Raw genomic sequence first — 19,914 nt, 5'->3', positions numbered from 1 at the left:
AACGGTCTGCCGCGGCAGACCGTTTTGCATTCGGCGTCGCAATCGCTGATCCATGCCATCATGCCAACGCCTGCGGCGACCGCTTCCTGTTTGACTTGCGTCAAATGCCTGCCTCCTGCCGGGCGTGTGCCGGTTGCCACTCGCCGGGTGCCGGTACATATTGAATCGATCGCGGTCGTGTTCGCGCGGTTTCATCGGAGGTTCGTATGAGCTATCACCTGGAAGGCCGTCTGCTCGAGGTTTGCAATTGCAAGGTGCTGTGCCCTTGCTGGATCGGCGAAGATCCTGACAACGGCACCTGCGACACCATCATCGCCTGGCGCATAGACAAGGGGGCAGTCGACGGCGTCGATGTGAGTGGCAACACCATCGCGGCCGTGGCCCATGTGCCCGGTAATATCCTGCAAGGCAACTGGACTGCCGCGATCTACGTCGACGACCAGGCATCCAAGGCGCAGGAAGAGGCTCTGCTGAAAGTCTATACCGGCCAGGCCGGCGGGCCGGTTGCCGAGCTTGCCAAGCTCATCGGTCAGGTCGTCTCGGTGGAGCGCGCGCCGATCAGATTCACCGTGGTCGGGGGCAAGGGCGAACTCGAGATTGGCAAGAATTATTATGCCGAACTCGAGCCGTATCTCGGCCCGAGCGGCGGCCCGACCACGCTTGCCGACACCGTGTTCTCGACGGTGCCGGGGGCGCCGGTATTTGTCGGCAAGGCGCCAACCTATCGATCCAGGAATGCCGCCCTCGGCATCGACCTCGACATCAAGAACCATAACGCCCTGCAGAGCACGTTCGCCTTCGACGCATGAGTTCGCCGGCAGGCGCGCCGCCGTCCGGCGCCGCGCGTCACCAGCGCGTGTTCTTGCCGCTCATGGTGGCGCTGATTACACTCGCGTGGCTGGCATTGTGGGCGTGGTCGCGCAGTCCGTACGGACGATATCTCGAGCATGGCGACTGGACGGCGTCAGGGCCGGCGGCATTTCTGTGTCGCGTCGTTCCCGCCGGCGGCGTGGTGGTGCCCATGACCCTCTATGCGGCCGCGTGGATCTTCATGACGGCAGCCATGATGCTGCCGACGACCTTGCCCTTGTTTAATGCCTTCGACCGCCTGACGGCCGCGCGCCCGGATCATGGGCGCCTGGTCCTGCTGCTCGGCCTGGGGTACATGACGGCCTGGGGCGCGTTCGGGCTGCTGGCGCATGCCTTGCACAGTGTCTTGCTGTTCCTGCTCGCCAGCGTGCCCGTGCTGGCCTGGCATGGCTGGGTGATCGGCGCGGCGACCATTGCGCTGGCCGGCGCATTTCAGTTCAGCAAGCTCAAGTACCAGTGCCTGGAAAAATGCCGCACGCCCCTGAGTTTCATCATGCAGCGCTGGCGCGGGCATGCGCCAGGGTGGCACGCGTTCTCGCTGGGCGCGCAGCATGGCCTGTTCTGCGCCGGCTGCTGCTGGGCACTGATGCTGTTGATGTTCGCCTTCGGCGCCGGCAGCCTGGGCTGGATGCTCCTGCTTGCGGCGGTGATGGCAATCGAAAAGAACGTGCGCTGGGGCCGGCGTCTCGGCACGCCGCTCGGTGTCGCGCTACTGGGCTGGGCCGCCGTCGTGGTGGCGATGCATGTCTGAAGTACGTCTCAGCCAGGCAGGCTTGCCTGCGATCGTCCTCACTGCGGTGGCAATGCTCGCCTTCGCGGCCAATTCACTGTTGTGCCGGCTCGCGCTGCAGCAGCGGGGTATCGATGCCGCCAGCTTTACCAGCATCAGGCTGGTTGCCGGCGCGATCACGCTCGCCATCATCGTGCGCTTCAGGGCGCAACGCTCCTTGCCCGGCAATGCCGACTGGCTTTCTGCGGCGATGTTGTTTGCTTATGTCGCATTCTTTTCCTTCGCCTATCTCACCTTGTCGGCGGGAACGGGCGCATTGATTCTGTTCGGCGCGGTGCAATTGACGATGCTCAGCGCGGGCTTGCGCGCTGGCGAATCGTTTGGAATCATGGCCTGGCTCGGTCTCGCCCTGGCGGTTGCGGGGCTGGTTTACCTGGTGTCGCCGGGTGTCGCGGCGCCGCCGCTCTTCGGCGCGGCGTTGATGACGGTCGCTGGCGTGGCGTGGGGCATGTACTCACTGCGCGGCCGCGGCGTGGCCAACCCGCTGGCCGCCACCGCGGGCAACTTCGCGCGGGCGACGCCGCTCGCCCTCGCGCTTAGCCTGGTCTTCGGCGACAAGGCGTACGCGGATACGACCGGTGTCGCTCTGGCTGTCGCTTCCGGCGCAATCACGTCCGGCATCGGCGATGTGATCTGGTATGCCGCGCTAAGCAAGCTTTCCGCCATGCGCGCAGCCACCGTCAGTTGTCGGTGCCACTGATCGCCGCATTTGGCAGTGTGGCGTTCCTGTCGGAAGCGCTAACGCCACGGCTGGTGGTCGCCAGCGCGGCAATCCTGGGCGGGATTGCGCTGGTGCTGACCAGCAGGTCGCGCAAGCCCGGCCGTAGCGTCGATCTGCCTGCAACAGGCCAGCAGGACTATAATCTGGGGATGCAAAAACTCCTCCATAATCTTAATCCTGAGCAACTCGCTGCCGTCACTCTCCCTGCGCAATCGGCCCTGATCCTGGCTGGCGCCGGCTCCGGCAAGACCCGCGTGCTGACCACCCGCATCGCCTGGCTGATCCAGACTGGACAAGTCTCGCCGAGCGGCATCCTGGCGGTCACCTTCACCAACAAGGCGGCCAAGGAAATGCAGGCGCGGCTGTCGGCGATGTTGCCGATCAATACACGCGGCATGTGGATCGGCACTTTCCATGGCTTGTGCAACCGCTTGCTGCGCGCGCATTACCGTGACGCCGCATTGCCGCAGACCTTCCAGATCCTCGATTCGCAAGATCAGCTCTCGGCGATCAAGCGGCTGCTCAAGGCAAACAATATCGACGACGAAAAATATCCGCCGCGCAATTTGATGTACTTCATCAATAGCGCCAAGGATCAGGGCTTGCGCGCCCACGAAGTCGATGCCTATGACGATTTCAACCGCAAGTTCGTGCAATTGTATGAACTGTATGACCAGCAATGCCAGCGCGAAGGCGTGGTGGACTTCGCCGAACTGCTGTTGCGCACCTATGAACTGCTCTCCCGCAACCAGCCACTGCGCGAGCATTACCAGGCGCGCTTTTCGCACATCCTCGTCGACGAATTCCAGGACACCAACGACTTGCAATACAAGTGGCTGAAGATTATGGCCGGCAAGCATAGTGCGGTGTTCGCGGTCGGCGATGACGACCAGAGTATTTACGCATTCCGCGGCGCCAATGTCGGCAACATGATGGCCTTCGAGCGCGAATTCCAGGTGCAGAACCTGATCAAGCTGGAACAGAATTACCGCTCGCACGGCCATATCCTCGATAGCGCCAATACCCTGATCGCCAACAACAGCAAGCGTCTGGGCAAGAACCTGCGCACCGACGCCGGCCATGGCGAACAGCTGCGGGTGCAGGAGGCGTCCAGCGACTTGCAGGAAGCGCAGTGGATCATCGAGGAAACCAAGAGCCTGATCGCCGAAGGTGCGGCCAGGAGCGAGATCGCGGTGCTGTACCGCTCCAATGCGCAATCGCGGGTGATCGAGCATGCGCTGTTTTCCGCCGGTATTCCCTATCGCGTGTATGGCGGCCAGCGCTTTTTCGAGCGCGCCGAGATCAAGCATGCGATCGCCTACCTGCAGCTGATGGACAACCCGCACAACGATTCAGCCTTCCTGCGGGTGGTGAATTTCCCCACCCGCGGCATCGGCGCGCGCTCGCTTGAGCAATTGCAGGATGCGGCGCGCCAGTACGGCATTTCGCTGTACGCGGCGGTGCCTTACGTGGCCGGCAAGGCCGGCTCTTCGCTAGGCGCTTTCATCAAGCTGATCGAGGGCACGCGCTTCGAAACGCAGAACCTGCCGCTGCAGGAAATGGTGCAGGTGGTGCTGGACGCCAGTGGCTTGCTGCCGCACTACCGCAATGAAAAGGAAGGCGCCGATCGCATCGAAAACCTCGAGCAGCTGGTCAGCGCGGCGATGCTGTTCGTCTCCGAAGAGGGCTTCGGCATCGATGCCCCGGCCCTGGTCGGGCCGCCAGCGCAAGCCGTCGCGGGAGCGGCGGTGACCACCGGCGATGGCGTGGAAATCATCGATGCCGACGCCCCGCTGGCGACCATCATGTCGCCGCTGTCGGCGTTCCTGTCGCACGCTTCGCTGGAGGCCGGCGACAACCAGGCCCAGGCTGGCCAGGATGCGCTGCAACTGATGACGGTGCACTCGGCCAAGGGACTGGAATTCGACGCAGTGTTCATCACCGGCCTGGAAGAGGGCCTGTTCCCGCACGAGAATTCGCAGCAGGAGCAGGGCGGCATCGAGGAAGAGCGACGCCTGATGTATGTGGCGATCACGCGCGCCAAGAAGCGCCTGTATCTGAGTTTTTCGCAAACGCGCATGCTGCATGGCCAGACCCGCTACAACATGAAGTCGCGCTTTTTCGATGAATTGCCGGACGAAGCGCTGAAGTGGCTGTCACCACGCGTGCAGCAGCATCACTGGTCCGCGCACACGGCCAAGGCGGCCTGGGTCGATGCGCCGCAAGCCGGCGCCAATGCCATCGCACAAAAAATCAGCAGCAAGGGGATCGGCTGGAAGATCGGCGAATCGGTGTCGCACCAGAAATTCGGCGAGGGCGTGATCGTGAATATCGAAGGCGGCGGCGGCAATCCGCGCGCGCACATCAATTTCGGCCGTCACGGCATGAAGCTGCTGGACCTGGGCGTGGCGAAGCTGGAAAAAGTGGCGCGCGCCTGAGCGCTTTGGATGGCGCGCGCCTGAGCGCTTTGGATGGCGCGCGCCGGCGCGCCGCCTTATTCCGCTGCCGCTTCCGGCGCCGAATAGGGGCGGCCGAAGAATTCCGTATAAGTCGGATAGAACGAGCAATACATGATGACCGTCAGCACGATCGACAGCGGCATCAGCACGAACAGCGCCAGCGTCTTGCTGGCCGCCAGCGCCAGGATGGTGCTGGCGACGGTCGGCAGCAGAATGCCCAGGAAGAACCAGGCCAGGCCATAGAGCAGGAAAGCCTTGCCGGCGTTTTTCACGGCAAAAAAGCTGTAAAACACCGCCTTGGACAGGGGCATGTCTTTCCACGCGATCAGCGGTGCGGCATACCAGAACGCCATTGCCGCCGGGGTGTAGACGGCGGCGGCGAACAGCATGCCCAGCGGCATGGCCGACTCGCGCACTTCCGGCGAATCCAGCGCCAGCTTGCCGTTCATGACATTCCAGAACACGCCGCCATCGACCAGGCTCGATGCCGCCACCGCCAGTACCGCCGCCAGCAGGTAGAGTGCGCCCAATAGCAGCAGTGAACGGAAGGCTGGCGAGCGAAAGCCGGTCAGCAAGAGGTTGGGATAGACGCGCCGGCCCTGCTCGACGTGCACGCACGCCTGCATGAAGGCCATGGCGAACACCGGCACCAGGATCAGTGGCAACACCGCGCCGATGAGGGGAAGCAGGTTCAGGGCCAGCATCAGGAACATGTAGCTGATGAAGAGCGTGGACAACTCGGCCGGTTGCTTGCGGAACAAGGCAAAGCCTTGCTTGACCCAGAGCCAGCCGGCGGATGCGGGCAGTTTATTCATGTCAGAACAGTATAGGAATGGTGCCGTCGATACGCTGGCGCAGGATGCGCTCGAAATGCGCCGGATCGTGCGGGGTCAGCATGTGGGCGTCGCGCGGCAGATAATAGTCGTACAGGCGCGACAGCCAGAAGCGCAGGGCGCCGGCGCGCAACATGGCTTGCCAGGCGACCTGTTCGTCCGCGGTAAACGGTCGCACGGCATGATAGGCCTCGAGCAGCGCGCGCACCCGTGCCTCATCCAGGACGCCGGTGGCCAGGTCGATGCACCAGTCGTTGACGGTGACGGCGACATCGAACAGCCAGGTGTCGCAGCCGGCGAAATAGAAATCGAAGAAGCCGGTCAGGCGTTCGCCCTCGAACATGACATTGTCGCGGAACAGGTCGGCATGAATCGGACCTTGCTGCAGGCGCAGGTAAGTCGCGGAACCGGCGAAAGCTTCCTGGAAGTGCATCTCTGCCCGCAGCAAATGCTGGCGTTCATTCGACAGGTAGGGCAGCACCGTCGGCGTGGTGGCATTCCACCAGTCCAGGCCGCGCAGGTTGGGCTGGTGCATGGGAAAGTCGCGTGCGGCCAGGTGCATCCTGGCCAGCATGGTGCCGACCGCGGCGCAATGTGCGGGCCGCGGCGCCAGCTGGCAGGCGCCTTGCAGGCGGGTGACGATCGAAGCCGGCTTGCCATGCAGGCTGTGCAGGATGACACCATTCTGGTTGGCGATCGGCGCCGGCACCAGCACGTCATGCTGCGCCAGGTGCTGCATCAGATTCAGGTAAAACGGCAATTGCTCGAACGTCAGCTTTTCAAACAGAGTCAGGACGTATTCGCCGGTTTCTGTCGTCAAGAAGAAATTACTGTTTTCAATGCCGCTGGAAATGCCCTTGATCGCCAGCGGTTTGCCGAGCGGGAACTGGGTCATCCATTCTGTGAGGTCGTCCAGGCTGACGGGAGTAAATACTGCCATGAGTTAATTTTATTTTTTTGCGGGCGCGGGCTGCAATGTTGGCGGCGGCTCGACTGGTTGCTGTTGCAATTTCTTTTCGCGGTTCATATCGAACTGCAGCACTTCAAATTGCGCCGGTTTGGCCGCGATGCTCTGGCCATCGCCTTGCTGGGCATTGCCGGGTTCGTCAGCGGGCTGGACCCGGTAGGTGCTCTTGCCACTCTTGACCTTGACTTCCGTGCGCTTGCCGCCGGGCGCACGCTTTTCCGTGATGGTGCTTTTCTCGCTCGGCGGTGTGATGGTGACCGCGGGCGCCTGGCCCTCTTCGAGTTTTTCCAGGCGCGGCGGCGGTGGCGCCTCCGCGCGTTCCTGGGCCAAGGCAGGCAGGCTTGCCGTAGCGGCAGCCATCCACATGCCGGCCAAAAGATAATGGCGGATCTGGCGCATAGAATTCTTTGATCGCATAAGCGAAATCCAGGTTGCTGAACAAGATATCAAACAGCAAATCGGCGCAAGTCGGCCAGATTGCCATTAACATGTTCATTGTAGCAAACCGCGCTGATTTTTCTGCAATTAATCCGCTGCATGCGACTTCGGTTTTTACAAATACAAGTTTTTTTGCCGTTCTTCGTCGCTTGGCTCAAATTCGCGCTCTTCATAAAATGCAAAGATCGCATCGACCACGTTTGCCGGCTCATCGATCAATTGCACGATTTCCATGTCTTCCGGGCTGATCATGCCGTTCTTGACCAGGCTATTCTGGAACCAGTCCAGCAGGCCGCGCCAGAATGCGGCACCGACCAGAATCACCGGGATACGGCGGGTCTTGCCGGTCTGGATCAGGGTCAGCACTTCAGTCATTTCATCCAGCGTGCCAAAACCGCCAGGCAAGACGACATAGGCATCGGCATACTTGACGAAGGCGACCTTGCGCGCAAAAAAATGACGGAAGCTGATCGAGACGTCTTGCCAGATATTGCTGACCTGTTCGCGCGGCAGTTCGATGTTCAGGCCGACCGACAGCGACTTGCCTTCGAAGGCGCCTTTGTTGGCGGCTTCCATGATGCCGGGGCCGCCGCCCGAAATGACTGCCAGGCCGGCGTCCGACAGGCGCCGGGCGATATCGACGCCCTTGGCATAGTAGGGGTGCTCGGGCGTCATGCGGGCCGAGCCGAAGACCGAAACGGCCGGCCGCAGTTCGGACAGGTGTTCCGTGGCCTCGATAAATTCTGCCATAATCGTGAACATATGCCATGACTCGCGCGCCTTTTTGGCGGTGGCGCGCTCCATGTCCCCGAGCTGCAGCAGCCGCGGCAGCTTTTTTCCATTCTGTTCCATATGCACAAAACCCTATTGTTAGTTGACGGTTCCAGTTACCTGTACCGCGCTTTCCATGCCATGCCTGACTTGCGCAATGCCGAGGGCGCGCCGACCGGCGCCCTGTACGGCATGATCAACATGCTGCGCCGCTTGCATAATGATTACCCGGCAGCATACATTGCCTGTGTTTTCGATGCAAAAGGCAAGACCTTCCGCGACGATCTGTATGCCGAGTACAAGGCCAACCGCGCCAGCATGCCGGAAGACCTGGCGCGCCAGATCGAACCCGTCCATGCAGCGGTCAAGGCCATGGGCTGGCCGGTGCTGGTAGTTGAGGGCATCGAGGCCGACGACGTCATCGGCACCCTGGCGGTGGCGGCGGTAAAGCACGACATGGATTGCGTGATTTCCACCGGCGACAAGGACCTGGCGCAGCTGGTCAATGGCCATGTCACCCTGGTCAATACCATGAGCAATGAAACGCTCGACCGCGCCGGCGTCATCGCCAAGTTCGGCGTGCCGCCGGAACTGATCGTCGATTACCTGACGCTGGTGGGCGATACGGTCGACAATGTTCCGGGCGTGCCCAAGGTCGGCCCCAAGACTGCGGTCAAGTGGCTCACGCAATATGGCAATCTGGATGGCGTGATTGCGAACGCCGACAAGATCGGCGGCGTGGTCGGCGAGAACCTGCGCAAGTCGCTGGACTGGCTGCCGCAGGCGCGCGTGCTGGTCACCGTCAGGACCGATTGCCCGCTGGCGCCGCACATGACGACGATCGCCGAATCGCTGCCGGCGCAGCAGCCCGACCGCGAGGCGCTGATCGAGGTGTACCGCCGTTACGGCTTCAAGACCTGGCTGCGTGAAGCGAGCGCCGCCGATGCCGGCCAGGGCTCAGGTGCGTCGGCAGGCGCGCCCGCTGCGGATGGGGCGCAGGCCGGCCTGGCGCAGGCGGCGCTGTTCGCCGCCGAACCGGCGCCCGCGGCCGAATATGAGCTGGTGCTCACTGAAGCGCAGCTGGACCAGTGGCTGGCAAAAATCGACGCCGCCGCGCTGACCGCGATCGATACCGAAACCACGTCATTGATCCCGATGCAGGCGCAGCTGGTCGGCATTTCGCTGTGCTGTGAAGCCGGCAAGGCGGCCTACATCCCGGTGGCGCACCGCTACCCGGATGCGCCGGCGCAGCTGTCGCGCGAACTGGTGCTCGGCAAGATGCGCGCCTGGCTGGAAGATCCGGGCAAGCCGAAGCTCGGGCAGCACCTGAAATACGACAGCCACATTTTCGCCAACCATGGCGTGCAACTCAGGGGCATCGTGCACGACACCCTGCTCGAATCCTATGTGTACGAGTCGCACCGCACGCACGACATGGACAGCCTGGCGCTGCGCCACCTGAACCGCAAGACCATCACCTTCGAGGAAGTGTGCGGCAAGGGCGCCTCGCAACTGTGCTTCGATGAAGTCGAACTCGGCCGCGCCACCGAATATGCCGCCGAAGATGCCGACGTCACCCTGCAGCTGCACCAGTCGCTGTGGCCGCGCATCAAGGACGATGCCGGCCTGGCTTACGTCTATCAGCATATCGAGGTGCCGACCTCGGTGGCGCTGCAAAAGATCGAGCGCAATGGCGTGCTGATCGACCCGGCCCGGCTGGCGACGCAGTCCGGCGAGCTTGGTCGCCGCATGCTGGAAATCGAACAGGAAGCGTATGCGCTGGCTGGCCAGCCATTCAACCTGAATTCGCCCAAGCAGATCGGCGAAATCTTTTTCGGCAAGCTGAACCTGCCGGTGGTGAAAAAGACGCCCTCCGGTGCACCCTCCACCGATGAAGATGTGCTGCAAAAGCTGGCCGAGGACTATCCCTTGCCGAAGATATTGCTCGACTACCGCAGCCTGTCCAAGCTGAAATCCACCTATACCGACAAGCTGCCGAAGATGATCGATGCGAATACCGGGCGCGTGCACACCAATTACGCGCAGGCGGTGGCGGTGACGGGGCGGCTTGCCTCGAACGACCCCAATCTGCAGAACATCCCGATCCGCACCGCCGAGGGCCGGCGCATCCGCGAAGCCTTCATCGCGCCGCCAGGCAGCGTGATCGTCTCGGCCGATTACTCGCAGATCGAGTTGCGCATCATGGCGCACATCTCGGAAGACGCCAGCATGCTGCGCGCCTTCGCCGAGGGTATCGATATCCACCGCGCCACCGCTGCCGAGATTTTTGGCGTGGCGGCGGCCGATGTCACCAGCGAGCAGCGGCGCTATGCCAAGGTGATCAATTTCGGCCTGATCTACGGCATGAGCGCCTTCGGCCTGGCGGGCAACCTCGGTATTGAGCGCGCGGCGGCGCAGATGTACATCGAAAAGTATTTCCAGCGTTTTTCTGGCGTCGCCCAGTACATGGCCGACACCCGCGCCCAGGCCAAGGCGCGCGGCTATGTGGAAACCGTGTTCGGTCGTCGCCTGTGGCTGCCCGAGATTAATTCGCCGAATGGTCCGCGGCGGCAAGGCGCCGAACGCGCCGCCATCAATGCGCCCATGCAGGGCACTGCCGCCGACCTGATCAAGCTATCCATGATCGCCGTGCAGGACTGGCTGGAGCGCGATGGCTTGCAGTCGAAGATGGTGATGCAGGTGCATGACGAACTGGTGCTGGAAGTGCCGCAGGCCGAGCTGGCACTGGTGCGGGAAAAATTGCCGGCGCTGATGGCGGGCGTGGCGCAGCTGAAGGTGCCGTTGATTGCCGAGGTGGGGGTGGGCAACAATTGGGACGAGGCGCATTAAGCCATATCAAAAATTGAAGGGGGCGACGGTGCGGGCAGGGTGGATCTTGTTATGCTGTTGGCCGTCGTATTGGTGAAGTCTTGATGTGTATGCTTGATTATTTCGGGAGGAATGCATGAAGGATCTGGAACTGGAAATCGATAGCCTGGCTGCGAAAACGCCTTTGTCGGCAGAGTTCGACCGCCGCCTGTTTCTGCAGACTGCGCTCGGCACCGGCTTTGCCGCTGCGGTATTGCCGGTGTGCGCGCAATCCGTGATCAAGACCGATACCGAAGGTCTGGACGCCGGCGAGGTAACGCTCACAGTCAACGGCCAGCAGGTGCCGGTATATCGCGCGCAGCCCAAGGGCAAGACCAATCTGCCGGTGGTGCTGGTGGTGTCGGAAATCTTTGGCGTGCACGAGCATATCGCCGATGTGGCGCGCCGTTTCGCCAAGCAGGGTTACCTGGCGCTGGCGCCCGACCTGTTTGTCCGTCAGGGCAATGCGGCAGCTTACGGCTCGATCGCCGAGCTGATGAAGGAAGTCGTTTCCAAGGTGCCGGACCAGCAGGTGATGGGCGACCTCGACGCCTGCGTCGCCTGGGCCGCGAAAAACGGCGGCAATACCGGCAAGCTCGGCATCACCGGCTTTTGCTGGGGCGGGCGCATCACCTGGCTGTATTGCGCACACAATCCCAAGGTCAAGGCCGGCGTCGCCTGGTATGGCCGCCTGGTCGGCGACAAGACTGCGCTGGCGCCGCGTCACCCGGTCGATATCGCCGCAGACCTGAAGGTGCCGGTGCTGGGCCTGTACGGCGGCAAGGATGACGGCATTCCGCAGACCTCCGTCGGGCAGATGAAGGCGGCGCTGGCAAAGGGCAAGAGCAAGTCGGAATTCGTTGTGTATCCGGAAGCCGGTCATGCCTTCCATGCCGATTACCGGCCAAGCTATGTCGAAGCGGCTGCCCGCGATGGCTGGACGCGCTGCCTGGCCTGGTTCAAGGCGCACGGCGTGGCCTGAAGCCGTCGCTTGCAGAAAAAGTACGGCGGGCGCCGTGCTTTTTTCAGGGGCCAGGCATGGGCGCGTTTGCTGAAACCAGCCGCATGTGTTTTAATTTGGCTCCTCCCCGTACTGCACAGGTTCCAAAATTAACTCGACGCTGACTTCCATCCTGCTGACCACCATGCTGGCGGGGGTGGTGAGCATATCCGCCGCTGCCGTTCTTTCTTTTGGCCTGCTGGGGAAAATGGTGGACCGCATGGTCAGCCTGTCGGTCGGCATCCTGCTATCCACTTCGCTGCTGCACGCCCTGCCCACGGCCTTCGAGGGGCATGCCGATCCGCGCGCGCTGTTCGCCACCCTGCTGGCCGGCCTGCTCGGCTTTTTCCTGCTGGAGAAGATGGCGGTGCTGCGTCATTCGCATCATTACGAAGGCGACGGCCACCATCACGAGCATGGCCACGACGCCCACGAAGCCGGCAAGTCCGGCTGGATGATCCTGATGGGCGATGGCCTGCACAACTTCACCGATGGCATCCTGATCGCCGCCGCTTTCCTGGCCGACCCCAGTCTGGGCATCATTGCCGCGGTCGCCATCATCGCCCATGAAATTCCGCAGGAAATCGGCGACTTCATCGTCTTGCTCAACGCCGGCTTTTCCCGCGCCCGCGCCTATGTCTACAACCTGCTGTGCAGCCTGATGGCGGTGGCTGGCGGTCTGCTTGGCTACTTTACGCTGGAACAGGCCACCGACTGGATTCCCTACGTGCTGGTATTCGCTGCCTCGGGTTTCATCTACATCGCCGTCAGCGATCTGATGCCGCAAATGCAGCGGCGCGCGACCTTGCGGGAAACGATTCCGCAGGTGCTGCTGATTGCGCTCGGCGTGGCAATCGTGCTGTTCCTGACTGGCGGCGATCACGCTCACGCTCACTGAGCCACTGATTTGCCGGCGATCAGCTGGCAGACAAGTCGTGCTTGACGCAGGGATTGGCTGCGCTCAGACTGACAGAAGCGCACTGGATGCGCGCGAGCCTTGCGCAGGCGTCAAGGTGCGATAGATTTCCTTTCCTCGGGCAAATTGGCCATGAAAGAGAAAGAATTGCGGCTGGCGGTCGTATTCTTCGGCGGCGTTTCGCTCGCCGTCTATCAGCATGGCATCAACCGTGAAATCCTGAACCTGGTCCGGGCATCAAAGTTGTATCACCGCAACAGGGCGGACGACGGCAACGTTGCCTCGGCCGCCCTGGAATTTCACCGCCGCTATCCGGACGAGCCGCAGCGCTCGACCGGGGACGTCTATCTGCAGTGCCTTGAATCTGTCGGCCAGCAGCTTGCCCTGCGGGTGATCGTGGACGTGATTTCCGGCGCTTCTGCCGGCGGCATGAACGGCATTGCGCTTGCCCGCGCCCTGGCGCATGACCTCAGCCTAGCGCCGCTGACCGACATGTGGCTGAAGGAAGCCGACATGCTCAAGCTGCTGGCGCCGGAGGCCAAGGCGCGGCTCTGGAACAAATGGATTTTCTGGCCTTTCGTGCGGCCCCTGCTGACGCGGCTCCAGCGTGAAGGCTTAATCGTCGGCAAGATCGATGCCGAAATGGCGGAGCGGGTCTCCGTATTTTTGCGCTCGCGCTGGTTTAAGCCGCCGCTGGATGGTCGTCGTCTTGCCGCCCTGGCCCTGGATGGCTTGACTGCCATGGAAAACCCCGAGGGCGGGAACGAGTCCCTGCTGCCGCCAGGCACAAGGCTGGATCTGCAAGTGACGGCGACCGATTTTCGCGGCCTCGACCGGCCGATTTTCATCCACGATCCACCGGTGGTAAAGGAGCGCGAACATCGGCGCATCTTGCGCTTTTGCCTCGAGCATGAGAAAACCGGTCATCTGCAAAGCGACTTTGATCTCGACAATGTGCCGTCGCTGGCATTCGCGGCCCGCGCGTCGGCGTCTTATCCCGGGGCTTTTCCACCGGCGCAGGTGAGAGAAATGGATGATCTGCTGGCCTCCCTCCACCGGCCCTGGCCCGCGCGCTCCCGTTTTCTTGCGCGGAATTTCAGCGGCTATCGTGACCAGGGATTGCAACCGGAAGAGGCGGTGCTGCTGGATGGCAGCATCCTCGACAACAAGCCGATCATGGCGGCACTCGAGGCCATCCGCACCCACAGCGCCTACCGTGAGGTGGATCGTCGCCTGGTTTATATCGACCCGCATTCGCGCCTGGACAAACCGCCGCCGAGCAGTGGTGTGCCAGGGTTTTTCACGGCCTTGCGCGGGGCGCTCTCCGACCTGCCTCGCATGGACCCGACCTACAATGAACTGGCCAGCGTCAGCCATTACAACAAGCATGTACGGCGCCTGAAGGAGACCATCGACCATTCCAGGCGCCAGGTGACGAAATTGCTCGAGCAATCAACCGGCGGGCGGATCAGCGGCAATTTCACCATCAATGACTTGCGGCACTGGCGCCTGACGTCTACCAACCAGCTGGCCGGCACCACGATCGTCTATGACTCGTACATGCGCGCCCTGGTCCTGGAAGCGCTGGATTTCGTCGTCGAACTGATCAACTGGGCCTGCGGCTTTGCCAGGGATTCCACGGCGGCGCACAAGGTAGAGGAAGCGATCGAGCTGTGGGCCGAAAGCCAGTCGATTCTGCTGGCAGACTCCTATCGCATGCCGGATAACCCCCAGGAAAACGCCGACATGCCTGCATTCGGCAGAATGGTGATCGACTTCGGGCTCGTGTATAAAAAGCGCCGGCTGCATTTCGTCCTGCATGAGATCAATGATCTGTATGAAAATGCCCCTCTGCAAGATGGCTGTTCGCCGGAACCCGAGGACCTCGATCTCCTCAAGATCCAGATCCACAAGCTCATCGATGAAATGGTGATGTACGACGACGCCCATTTCCTGAGCGAGCAGGCAGTTGCCATGTGCCGCAAGCTGTTCGTGGCGGATCTGGCGCGCATGGAAAGCAGCCAGTTTGTCAGCGCCAGGAATGCCGCCATCACGAACCTGGTCAAGCGGCTTGGCATTGAATGCGACCTGGCCCGCCGCAACGACGATGCCGACGCGGTGTTGTCGTCCGCATTAGTGCTCAATCTCGCGCCCCGCTGCCGCAGCGCCATTTTGACCAGCTATCTGGGCTATTTTTACTGGGACATCATCCTCCGGCCAGTGGTGAGCGCCTTGTCGCTGGAGGCCGGGCCGATCGAGGAAGTATTGATCGACCGTATCAGTCCGGACGATGCGCTGAGCCTGACTGCACCGGAAGCGGCGCGGATGCTGCTGGGTGGAACCTTCGCCGGCTTTGGCGGCTTTCTCAGCCGCGCGACGCGCGAGAACGATTATCTGTGGGGGCGGCTGCATGCCATCGACCGGCTGTTCGATATCCTCGCCAGCACGGTGACCGCGAGTACGGCGGCGGCGATCGATTTTCATGCATTGAAAAAGGCGGCATTCGAGCGGGTGATCGAGGAGGAAGCCGGGCGACTCACCCTGATTCCCGAACTGGTGGCGCGACTCCGCGAGGCGATTGCCGCCCTCTGAAATGCTGGCGGCGCGCGCTTTCCTAATCGCCGCTGGCCACCGGCCGCGCCGGCTCGGCGCACCATTCGCTCCAGGATCCCGGATACAGCGCCGCCCCCGGCAAGCCCGCCACTTCCAGTGCCAGCAGGTTGTGGCAGGCGGTGACGCCCGAGCCGCATTGCATGGCGGCGGCCTGCGGCGAAGCGATGACTGCTTGCCATTCCGCCCGCAATTGCGCCGCCGGCTTGAAGCGGCCATCTTCCTGCAGATTGTTTTTGAAGAAACGGTTTTGCGCGCCCGGGATATGGCCGCCGACCGGATCGATGGTTTCATTCTCGCCGCGGAAACGGTCGGGCGCCCGGGCGTCGATGACGGTGAGCGTCTGTTCCTGCAGGTTGGCGACGAGCGTGGCGGCATCGACGGTTGTGACCAGTGGCGCCTGCGCGATGATGTCGCCATAGGGCTTGCCGCGCAGTTCGGCCGACAGCCACATGCCGGACGCGGTCCAGGCCTGCACGCCGCCGTCCAGCACCGCCACCGCATCATGCCCTATCCAGCGCAGCAGCCACCACAGGCGGGCGGCGAACATGCCGCCCTGGGCGTCATAGGCGATGACCTGGGATTTGTTGTTGATGCCCCAGCGGCGCAGGGTTTCGACAAAGGCTGCGCGTTCGGGGAGGGGATGGCGGCCGCGAAAAATACCTTGCGCGTCGGTCTTGCTGCCGGACAGGTCGCGGTCCAGGTGGGCGAATTGCGCACCCGGGATATGGCCGGCCTCGAAGGCCAGACGGCCGGCGTCGGGCAGGGCCAGGTCGTGCCGGCAATCGATGACGACCCAGTCCGGCTCGAGCGCGTGCTGGGCCAGTTCGGTGGCGGAGATCAGGGTGGTGTAGCGCATCGCGGGCTCCCGGGTTACTGCGCGCATTGTAATACGTTGCTGCGCTCAGACCTCGATTTTGCCGCGGTACCATTCGTGGAAGTGCTGCATGCCGTCTTCCATCGGCGACTGATACGGGCCGACTTCATTGACGCCGCGATCCAGCAGGATCTTGCGGCCGGCATCCATGCGCTGCGCGATCTCGTCGTCCTCGATGCAGGTTTCCATGTAGGCGGCACGCTCGGCTTCGACAAATTCGCGCTCGAACAGCGCGATCTCTTCCGGGTAGTAGAACTCCACCACGTTGGTGGTCTTCTGCGGGCCGTTGGGCCACAGGGTCGAGACCACCAGCACATGCGGATACCACTCGACCATGATGTTCGGGTAGAGCGTGAGCCAGATGGCGCCATGCTTGGGCGCTTCGCCGTTGCGGAACTTGAGCACCTGCTCGTGCCATTTCTGGTACACGGGCGAGCCGGACTTTTGCAGGCCGCGGTTGACGCCGACGGTCTGCACGCTGTAGTCGGGACCGAATTCCCAGCGCAGGTCGTCGCAGGAAACGAAGCTGCCGAGGCCCGGATGGAACGGCTCGACGTGGTAATCCTCCAGATAGACCTCGATGAAGGTCTTCCAGTTGTAGTCGCACTCATGGACTTCGACGTGGTCGAACATGTAGCCGGAAAAATCCAGGTCCTTGGCCACGCCGAGATTGGCCAGCAGGTCGCGCACCTTCACGCCGTTGTCCTCGAACAGCAGGCCATTCCAGTTCTGCAAGGGCGTTTTCGACAGGTTCAGGCACGGCGTGTCGGCAAAATGCGGCGCGCCGATCAGTTCGCCCTGCAAGTCGTAAGTCCAGCGGTGCAGCGGGCAGACGATATTGCCAGCGTTGCCGCGGCCATTGAACATTTTCGCCTGGCGATGGCGGCAGACATTGGACAAGAGTTCGATGCCATGCTGGCTGCGCACCAGCATGCGGCCCTCGTTTTCCCAGGGCAGCGTGGCGTAGTCGCCCGCCTCGGGCACGAGCAATTCATGGCCGGCATAGCGCGGACCGCTGCGGAACAGTTGTTGAATTTCCTGCGTTAGCAGGCGTTCATCGAAGTAAACGTTGACCGGAAGTTGCGCATGCGAGCGCGCGAGCTTGGCAATAGTAGCCAGATCGGACATCCCCACCCCCAAATTAATTTGCACCAACCTAAGAGAGAAAGAATCCGCAAAAACCTGTGTTCAAACAATATGAAACGGAAATTTTGGACAGAACCCGCAATTATACCCGACCCCGTCAGGAAGAGGTATTCCGTCGCGGAACATGTCATGGTTGCGAGAATGGCATGCTTGAGGATAAGATTTCCAGAAACCAATCTCGGCTACGGCATGCGCTTTCTCTTTTCCTCCAAGGATCATCATTCATCGTGGCGCTGGCATGGATTGCTGGCTCTGCTGTTTGTCGCCGCCTTCGCCATCGAATTGTTCGGCATGCGCCTCCTGGCCGTGACCGAATCCCGCCTGGCCGATGTCTACCAGCGCCGCCATGCCGCCGAACTGGCGCCGGACCCCGACATCGTGGTGGTCGATATCGACGATGCCAGCATGGTCGATATGCAGGAAATTGCCGGACTCTGGTCATGGCCGCGCGAAATCCATGCAGATTTGCTGGAGGTGTTGAGCGAATTCCAGCCGCGTGCCATCGTGTTCGACATGACGTTCTCGGTGCGCGATGCCAGGCGGCCGGCCGGCGATGCGCGGCTGGACGAGGCGATCAAGGCGGCGCCGGCGGCGTACCTTGCCGCGACACGCCTGGCGGCCACGGGTGATGCCGCCGGTGTGAAGCTGGCGCCGCTGGCAGCAGCCTTCGGTATTGGCCATGGTAGTCAAAGCGGCCAGGGCGGTGCGCAAGCCGCCATCGAACTGCCGCATGTAATCGGACGCGACGCCTGGCGCCTGGGCCTGATCAACAGCGTCAAGGATGCCGATGGCCTGCTGCGGCGCGGCGCCTTGCTGACCGAGGTGCATGGCTGGCAATTGCCGTCGCTGCCGGCGCGGGTGGCTGCTGGCCTCGGCGTCGCGCTGCCGGAAGGGCAGGACTTTCTCTTGCGCTGGTCGCGGGAGCTGCACCGCCACTACTCCTACGGCACGCTGTACAAGACCTTGACCGAGCAGCGCATGCAACTTGGCGAAGCCGAACGCCGGGCCTTCGATGCACAACTGGCGCCGCTGTTCGGCGACAAGATCATCGTCATTGGTGCTTCCGCCGCCAGCGCTTTCGATCACCACCTGACGCCGATGGGCAGCAATATCCCCGGCGTCGATATCCTCGCCAGGGCGATCGACAATCTCAAGAACGGGCAAATGGTGCGCAGCGCGCCGGTCGCCGTGCCGTTTGCCTTCGGCGCAATGCTGATTGCCGTTCTGGCCTGGGCGTTTGCCCGCCGCAAGAATCCTATGGCTGCCGGCCTGGCGCTGGCGCTGGTTTCGCTGGCCGCACTGGCGGCAGCCGACGCTGCGCTGGCGCGCAATCTGCTCGTGCCGATGGCTACGCCGCTGGCGTTCGCCTGGGCCTGGTACCTGCTGGCGGCGATCGGCGGCTACCTGCGCGAGCGCCGTTCGCGCGAACAGGCAGTTTCGCTGTTTGGCCGCTTCCTCAATCCGAACGTGGTGCGGCAGATCGTCGAGCAGGGCGAAACCGTGGAAAGCCTGTCGGGCCGCACCTCGCAGGTTTCGGTGCTGTTTTCCGACATCCGCGGCTTCACCACCCTGTCGGAGGCGCGCGCGCCGCATGAAGTGGTGACCCTGCTGAACCGCTACTTCGAACGCCAGGTCGATGTCGTGTTCCGTCATGGCGGCACGCTCGACAAGTTCATCGGCGACTGCATCATGGCGTTCTGGGGCGCGCCGGTGGATGACCCCGATCATGCCGCGCATGCCGTGGCGGCGGCGCTGGAAATGCAGGAAGTACTGCTGGAATTCAAAAAGGAGCTGCAAGCCGAGGGCGCCGACAGCGCCGGTTTCGACGTCGGCATCGGTGTACACTCCGGACCCGCTGTGGTAGGCTTTATTGGTGCCCAAAAGAAACTTGACTATACGGCGATCGGCGATACCGTCAACCTCGCCAGCCGGGTCGAAGGACTGACCAAGGGCGTGGCGCGCGTGCTGGTCACGCGCGCAAGCATGCAGGCGTGCGGCCACCCTGATGGGATCCGTTTCGTCGCGCACGGTGCGTTTGCAGTCAAGGGGCGCGCCGCCGAAGTTGAATTGTTCGAACCCGTGAGGAAGCCGTAATGAGAGCCCATGCCTTTGCGCTCCTGCTGGTCGCCTGCGCCGCGCAGGCTGAGCCGGCGCTGAGCAACCGCGCCACCGACGTGCTGGCGCAGCCGCAATCGGATGCCGCCAGGCTGGCGGCGCTGGCAGAGAGCGACAAGGTCGAGGTGCTGCGGCGCAGCGGCGCCTGGAGCGAAGTCAGGACCGGCGCCGGCAAGACCGGCTGGGTGCGCATGATGCACCTGAAGCCGGCCAGCGCGGAGGGCAAACCTGACGTTGCCGCGCCCAACCCGGCGGGCGCGCTGGCCAAGCTGCTCGGCGCCGGCCGCAGCGGCAACACAGCGACCGTAACTACCGGCGTGCGTGGCCTGCAGGAAGAGGATCTGCAAAATGCCAGGTCCAATCCGGTCGAGTTCCAGAAAATGCAAAAATACACCGTATCGACAGAGGCCGGCCAGGCGTTTGCCCGGCGCAGCAGCCTGGCGCCGGCGCAGATCGGCTATCTGGAGGAGCGGGCGCCGGCATCGGCGCCTGCGCGTGGGGGCGAGATGGCTCCCGGCATGGGGGGCGGCTGA

At 62.7% G+C, this 19,914-nt stretch carries 15 protein-coding genes and 1 pseudogene; 10 read left to right on the top strand and 6 right to left on the bottom strand.

Annotated features, from left to right (window positions below):
- Nucleotides 1–206: 206 nt before the first annotated feature.
- From D3878_RS12025 to D3878_RS12010, 4 genes and pseudogenes are all read left to right on the top strand, one after another.
- On the top strand, nt 207–809 hold the full coding sequence (locus D3878_RS12025) for a DUF1326 domain-containing protein (RefSeq protein ID WP_119785684.1): 603 nt from the start codon (nt 207–209) through the stop codon (nt 807–809).
- Nucleotides 806–1,621, top strand: a complete 816-nt coding sequence (locus tag D3878_RS12020) for a DUF2182 domain-containing protein (RefSeq protein WP_119785683.1) — start codon at nt 806–808, stop codon at nt 1,619–1,621. Before D3878_RS12025 ends, D3878_RS12020 begins: the two co-directional genes overlap by 4 nt.
- Nucleotides 1,614–2,473: pseudogene (locus tag D3878_RS12015) on the top strand (DMT family transporter); the annotation flags it as partial. The gene D3878_RS12020 and the pseudogene D3878_RS12015, both read left to right, overlap by 8 nt.
- Nucleotides 2,474–2,530: 57 nt before the next feature.
- Complete coding sequence (locus D3878_RS12010) at nt 2,531–4,819, top strand: UvrD-helicase domain-containing protein (protein ID WP_119787857.1); 2,289 nt, start codon at nt 2,531–2,533, stop codon at nt 4,817–4,819.
- Between the two features lie 56 nt (nt 4,820–4,875).
- On the opposite strand, the gene D3878_RS12005 is transcribed toward D3878_RS12010, so the two are convergent.
- The 4 genes from D3878_RS12005 to D3878_RS11990 form a co-directional block, all read right to left on the bottom strand.
- Nucleotides 4,876–5,655 (bottom strand): BPSS1780 family membrane protein, encoded by a 780-nt coding sequence (locus tag D3878_RS12005; protein ID WP_119785682.1) that lies wholly within the window; start codon nt 5,653–5,655, stop codon nt 4,876–4,878.
- Nucleotide 5,656: 1 nt separating this feature from the next.
- Nucleotides 5,657–6,613 (bottom strand): homoserine kinase, encoded by a 957-nt coding sequence (locus tag D3878_RS12000; RefSeq protein ID WP_119785681.1) that lies wholly within the window; start codon nt 6,611–6,613, stop codon nt 5,657–5,659.
- A gap of 9 nt (nt 6,614–6,622) precedes the next feature.
- On the bottom strand, nt 6,623–7,057 hold the full coding sequence (locus tag D3878_RS11995; RefSeq protein WP_147383943.1) for a DUF2782 domain-containing protein: 435 nt from the start codon (nt 7,055–7,057) through the stop codon (nt 6,623–6,625).
- Nucleotides 7,058–7,192: 135 nt separating this feature from the next.
- Nucleotides 7,193–7,930, bottom strand: a complete 738-nt coding sequence (locus D3878_RS11990) for an LOG family protein (protein WP_119785679.1) — start codon at nt 7,928–7,930, stop codon at nt 7,193–7,195.
- Between D3878_RS11990 and polA the strand changes: the two genes are divergently transcribed.
- From polA to D3878_RS11970, 4 genes are all read left to right on the top strand, one after another.
- A complete protein-coding gene (gene polA / locus D3878_RS11985) occupies nt 7,931–10,699 on the top strand; it encodes a DNA polymerase I (RefSeq protein WP_119785678.1) in 2,769 nt (922 codons plus the stop codon). It begins immediately after the preceding gene.
- A 115-nt stretch (nt 10,700–10,814) separates the two neighbouring features.
- Nucleotides 10,815–11,699 (top strand): dienelactone hydrolase family protein, encoded by an 885-nt coding sequence (locus D3878_RS11980; RefSeq protein ID WP_119785676.1) that lies wholly within the window; start codon nt 10,815–10,817, stop codon nt 11,697–11,699.
- Nucleotides 11,700–11,862: 163 nt separating this feature from the next.
- The gene (locus D3878_RS11975) at nt 11,863–12,615 is read left to right on the top strand and encodes a ZIP family metal transporter (RefSeq protein WP_119785675.1); all 753 of its coding nucleotides are present in this window, start codon (nt 11,863–11,865) and stop codon (nt 12,613–12,615) included.
- Between the two features lie 150 nt (nt 12,616–12,765).
- The gene (locus tag D3878_RS11970) at nt 12,766–15,225 is read left to right on the top strand and encodes a patatin-like protein (protein WP_119785673.1); all 2,460 of its coding nucleotides are present in this window, start codon (nt 12,766–12,768) and stop codon (nt 15,223–15,225) included.
- Nucleotides 15,226–15,247: 22 nt separating this feature from the next.
- Here D3878_RS11970 and D3878_RS11965 read toward each other — a convergent pair whose 3' ends face one another.
- Complete coding sequence (locus tag D3878_RS11965; RefSeq protein WP_119785671.1) at nt 15,248–16,102, bottom strand: sulfurtransferase; 855 nt, start codon at nt 16,100–16,102, stop codon at nt 15,248–15,250.
- Between the two features lie 45 nt (nt 16,103–16,147).
- Nucleotides 16,148–17,248: an aromatic ring-hydroxylating oxygenase subunit alpha gene (locus D3878_RS11960; protein ID WP_119785669.1), complete on the bottom strand. Its 1,101-nt coding sequence runs from the start codon at nt 17,246–17,248 to the stop codon at nt 16,148–16,150.
- 207 nt (nt 17,249–17,455) lie between these two features.
- Between D3878_RS11960 and D3878_RS11955 the strand changes: the two genes are divergently transcribed.
- Complete coding sequence (locus D3878_RS11955; RefSeq protein ID WP_158592249.1) at nt 17,456–19,360, top strand: adenylate/guanylate cyclase domain-containing protein; 1,905 nt, start codon at nt 17,456–17,458, stop codon at nt 19,358–19,360.
- Nucleotides 19,360–19,914 (top strand): SH3 domain-containing protein, encoded by a 555-nt coding sequence (locus D3878_RS11950; RefSeq protein WP_119785665.1) that lies wholly within the window; start codon nt 19,360–19,362, stop codon nt 19,912–19,914. Before D3878_RS11955 ends, D3878_RS11950 begins: the two co-directional genes overlap by 1 nt.

This window comes from Noviherbaspirillum sedimenti (assembly GCF_003590835.1).
GTDB classification, from domain to species: Bacteria; Pseudomonadota; Gammaproteobacteria; order Burkholderiales; family Burkholderiaceae_D; genus Paucimonas; species Paucimonas sedimenti.
The sequence above is the reverse complement of the archived record's forward strand: the minus strand, read 5'-3'. Positions and strand labels throughout refer to the sequence as shown.

Excerpts from the sequence above, each read along its gene's own strand:
- D3878_RS11955 (WP_158592249.1), top strand. The coding sequence starts at position 17,456 with ATGCGCTTTCTCTTTTCCTCCAAGGATCATCATTCATCGTGGCGCTGG.
- D3878_RS12025 (WP_119785684.1), top strand. The coding sequence starts at position 207 with ATGAGCTATCACCTGGAAGGCCGTCTGCTCGAGGTTTGCAATTGCAAG.
- D3878_RS12010 (WP_119787857.1), top strand. The coding sequence starts at position 2,531 with ATGCAAAAACTCCTCCATAATCTTAATCCTGAGCAACTCGCTGCCGTC.
- D3878_RS11960 (WP_119785669.1), bottom strand. The coding sequence starts at position 17,248 with ATGTCCGATCTGGCTACTATTGCCAAGCTCGCGCGCTCGCATGCGCAA.
- D3878_RS11990 (WP_119785679.1), bottom strand. The coding sequence starts at position 7,930 with ATGGAACAGAATGGAAAAAAGCTGCCGCGGCTGCTGCAGCTCGGGGAC.
- D3878_RS11995 (WP_147383943.1), bottom strand. The coding sequence starts at position 7,057 with ATGCGATCAAAGAATTCTATGCGCCAGATCCGCCATTATCTTTTGGCC.
- D3878_RS12020 (WP_119785683.1), top strand. The coding sequence starts at position 806 with ATGAGTTCGCCGGCAGGCGCGCCGCCGTCCGGCGCCGCGCGTCACCAG.
- D3878_RS11965 (WP_119785671.1), bottom strand. The coding sequence starts at position 16,102 with ATGCGCTACACCACCCTGATCTCCGCCACCGAACTGGCCCAGCACGCG.
- polA (WP_119785678.1), top strand. The coding sequence starts at position 7,931 with ATGCACAAAACCCTATTGTTAGTTGACGGTTCCAGTTACCTGTACCGC.
- D3878_RS12000 (WP_119785681.1), bottom strand. The coding sequence starts at position 6,613 with ATGGCAGTATTTACTCCCGTCAGCCTGGACGACCTCACAGAATGGATG.
- D3878_RS12005 (WP_119785682.1), bottom strand. The coding sequence starts at position 5,655 with ATGAATAAACTGCCCGCATCCGCCGGCTGGCTCTGGGTCAAGCAAGGC.
- D3878_RS11975 (WP_119785675.1), top strand. The coding sequence starts at position 11,863 with ATGCTGGCGGGGGTGGTGAGCATATCCGCCGCTGCCGTTCTTTCTTTT.
- D3878_RS11980 (WP_119785676.1), top strand. The coding sequence starts at position 10,815 with ATGAAGGATCTGGAACTGGAAATCGATAGCCTGGCTGCGAAAACGCCT.
- D3878_RS11950 (WP_119785665.1), top strand. The coding sequence starts at position 19,360 with ATGAGAGCCCATGCCTTTGCGCTCCTGCTGGTCGCCTGCGCCGCGCAG.
- D3878_RS11970 (WP_119785673.1), top strand. The coding sequence starts at position 12,766 with ATGAAAGAGAAAGAATTGCGGCTGGCGGTCGTATTCTTCGGCGGCGTT.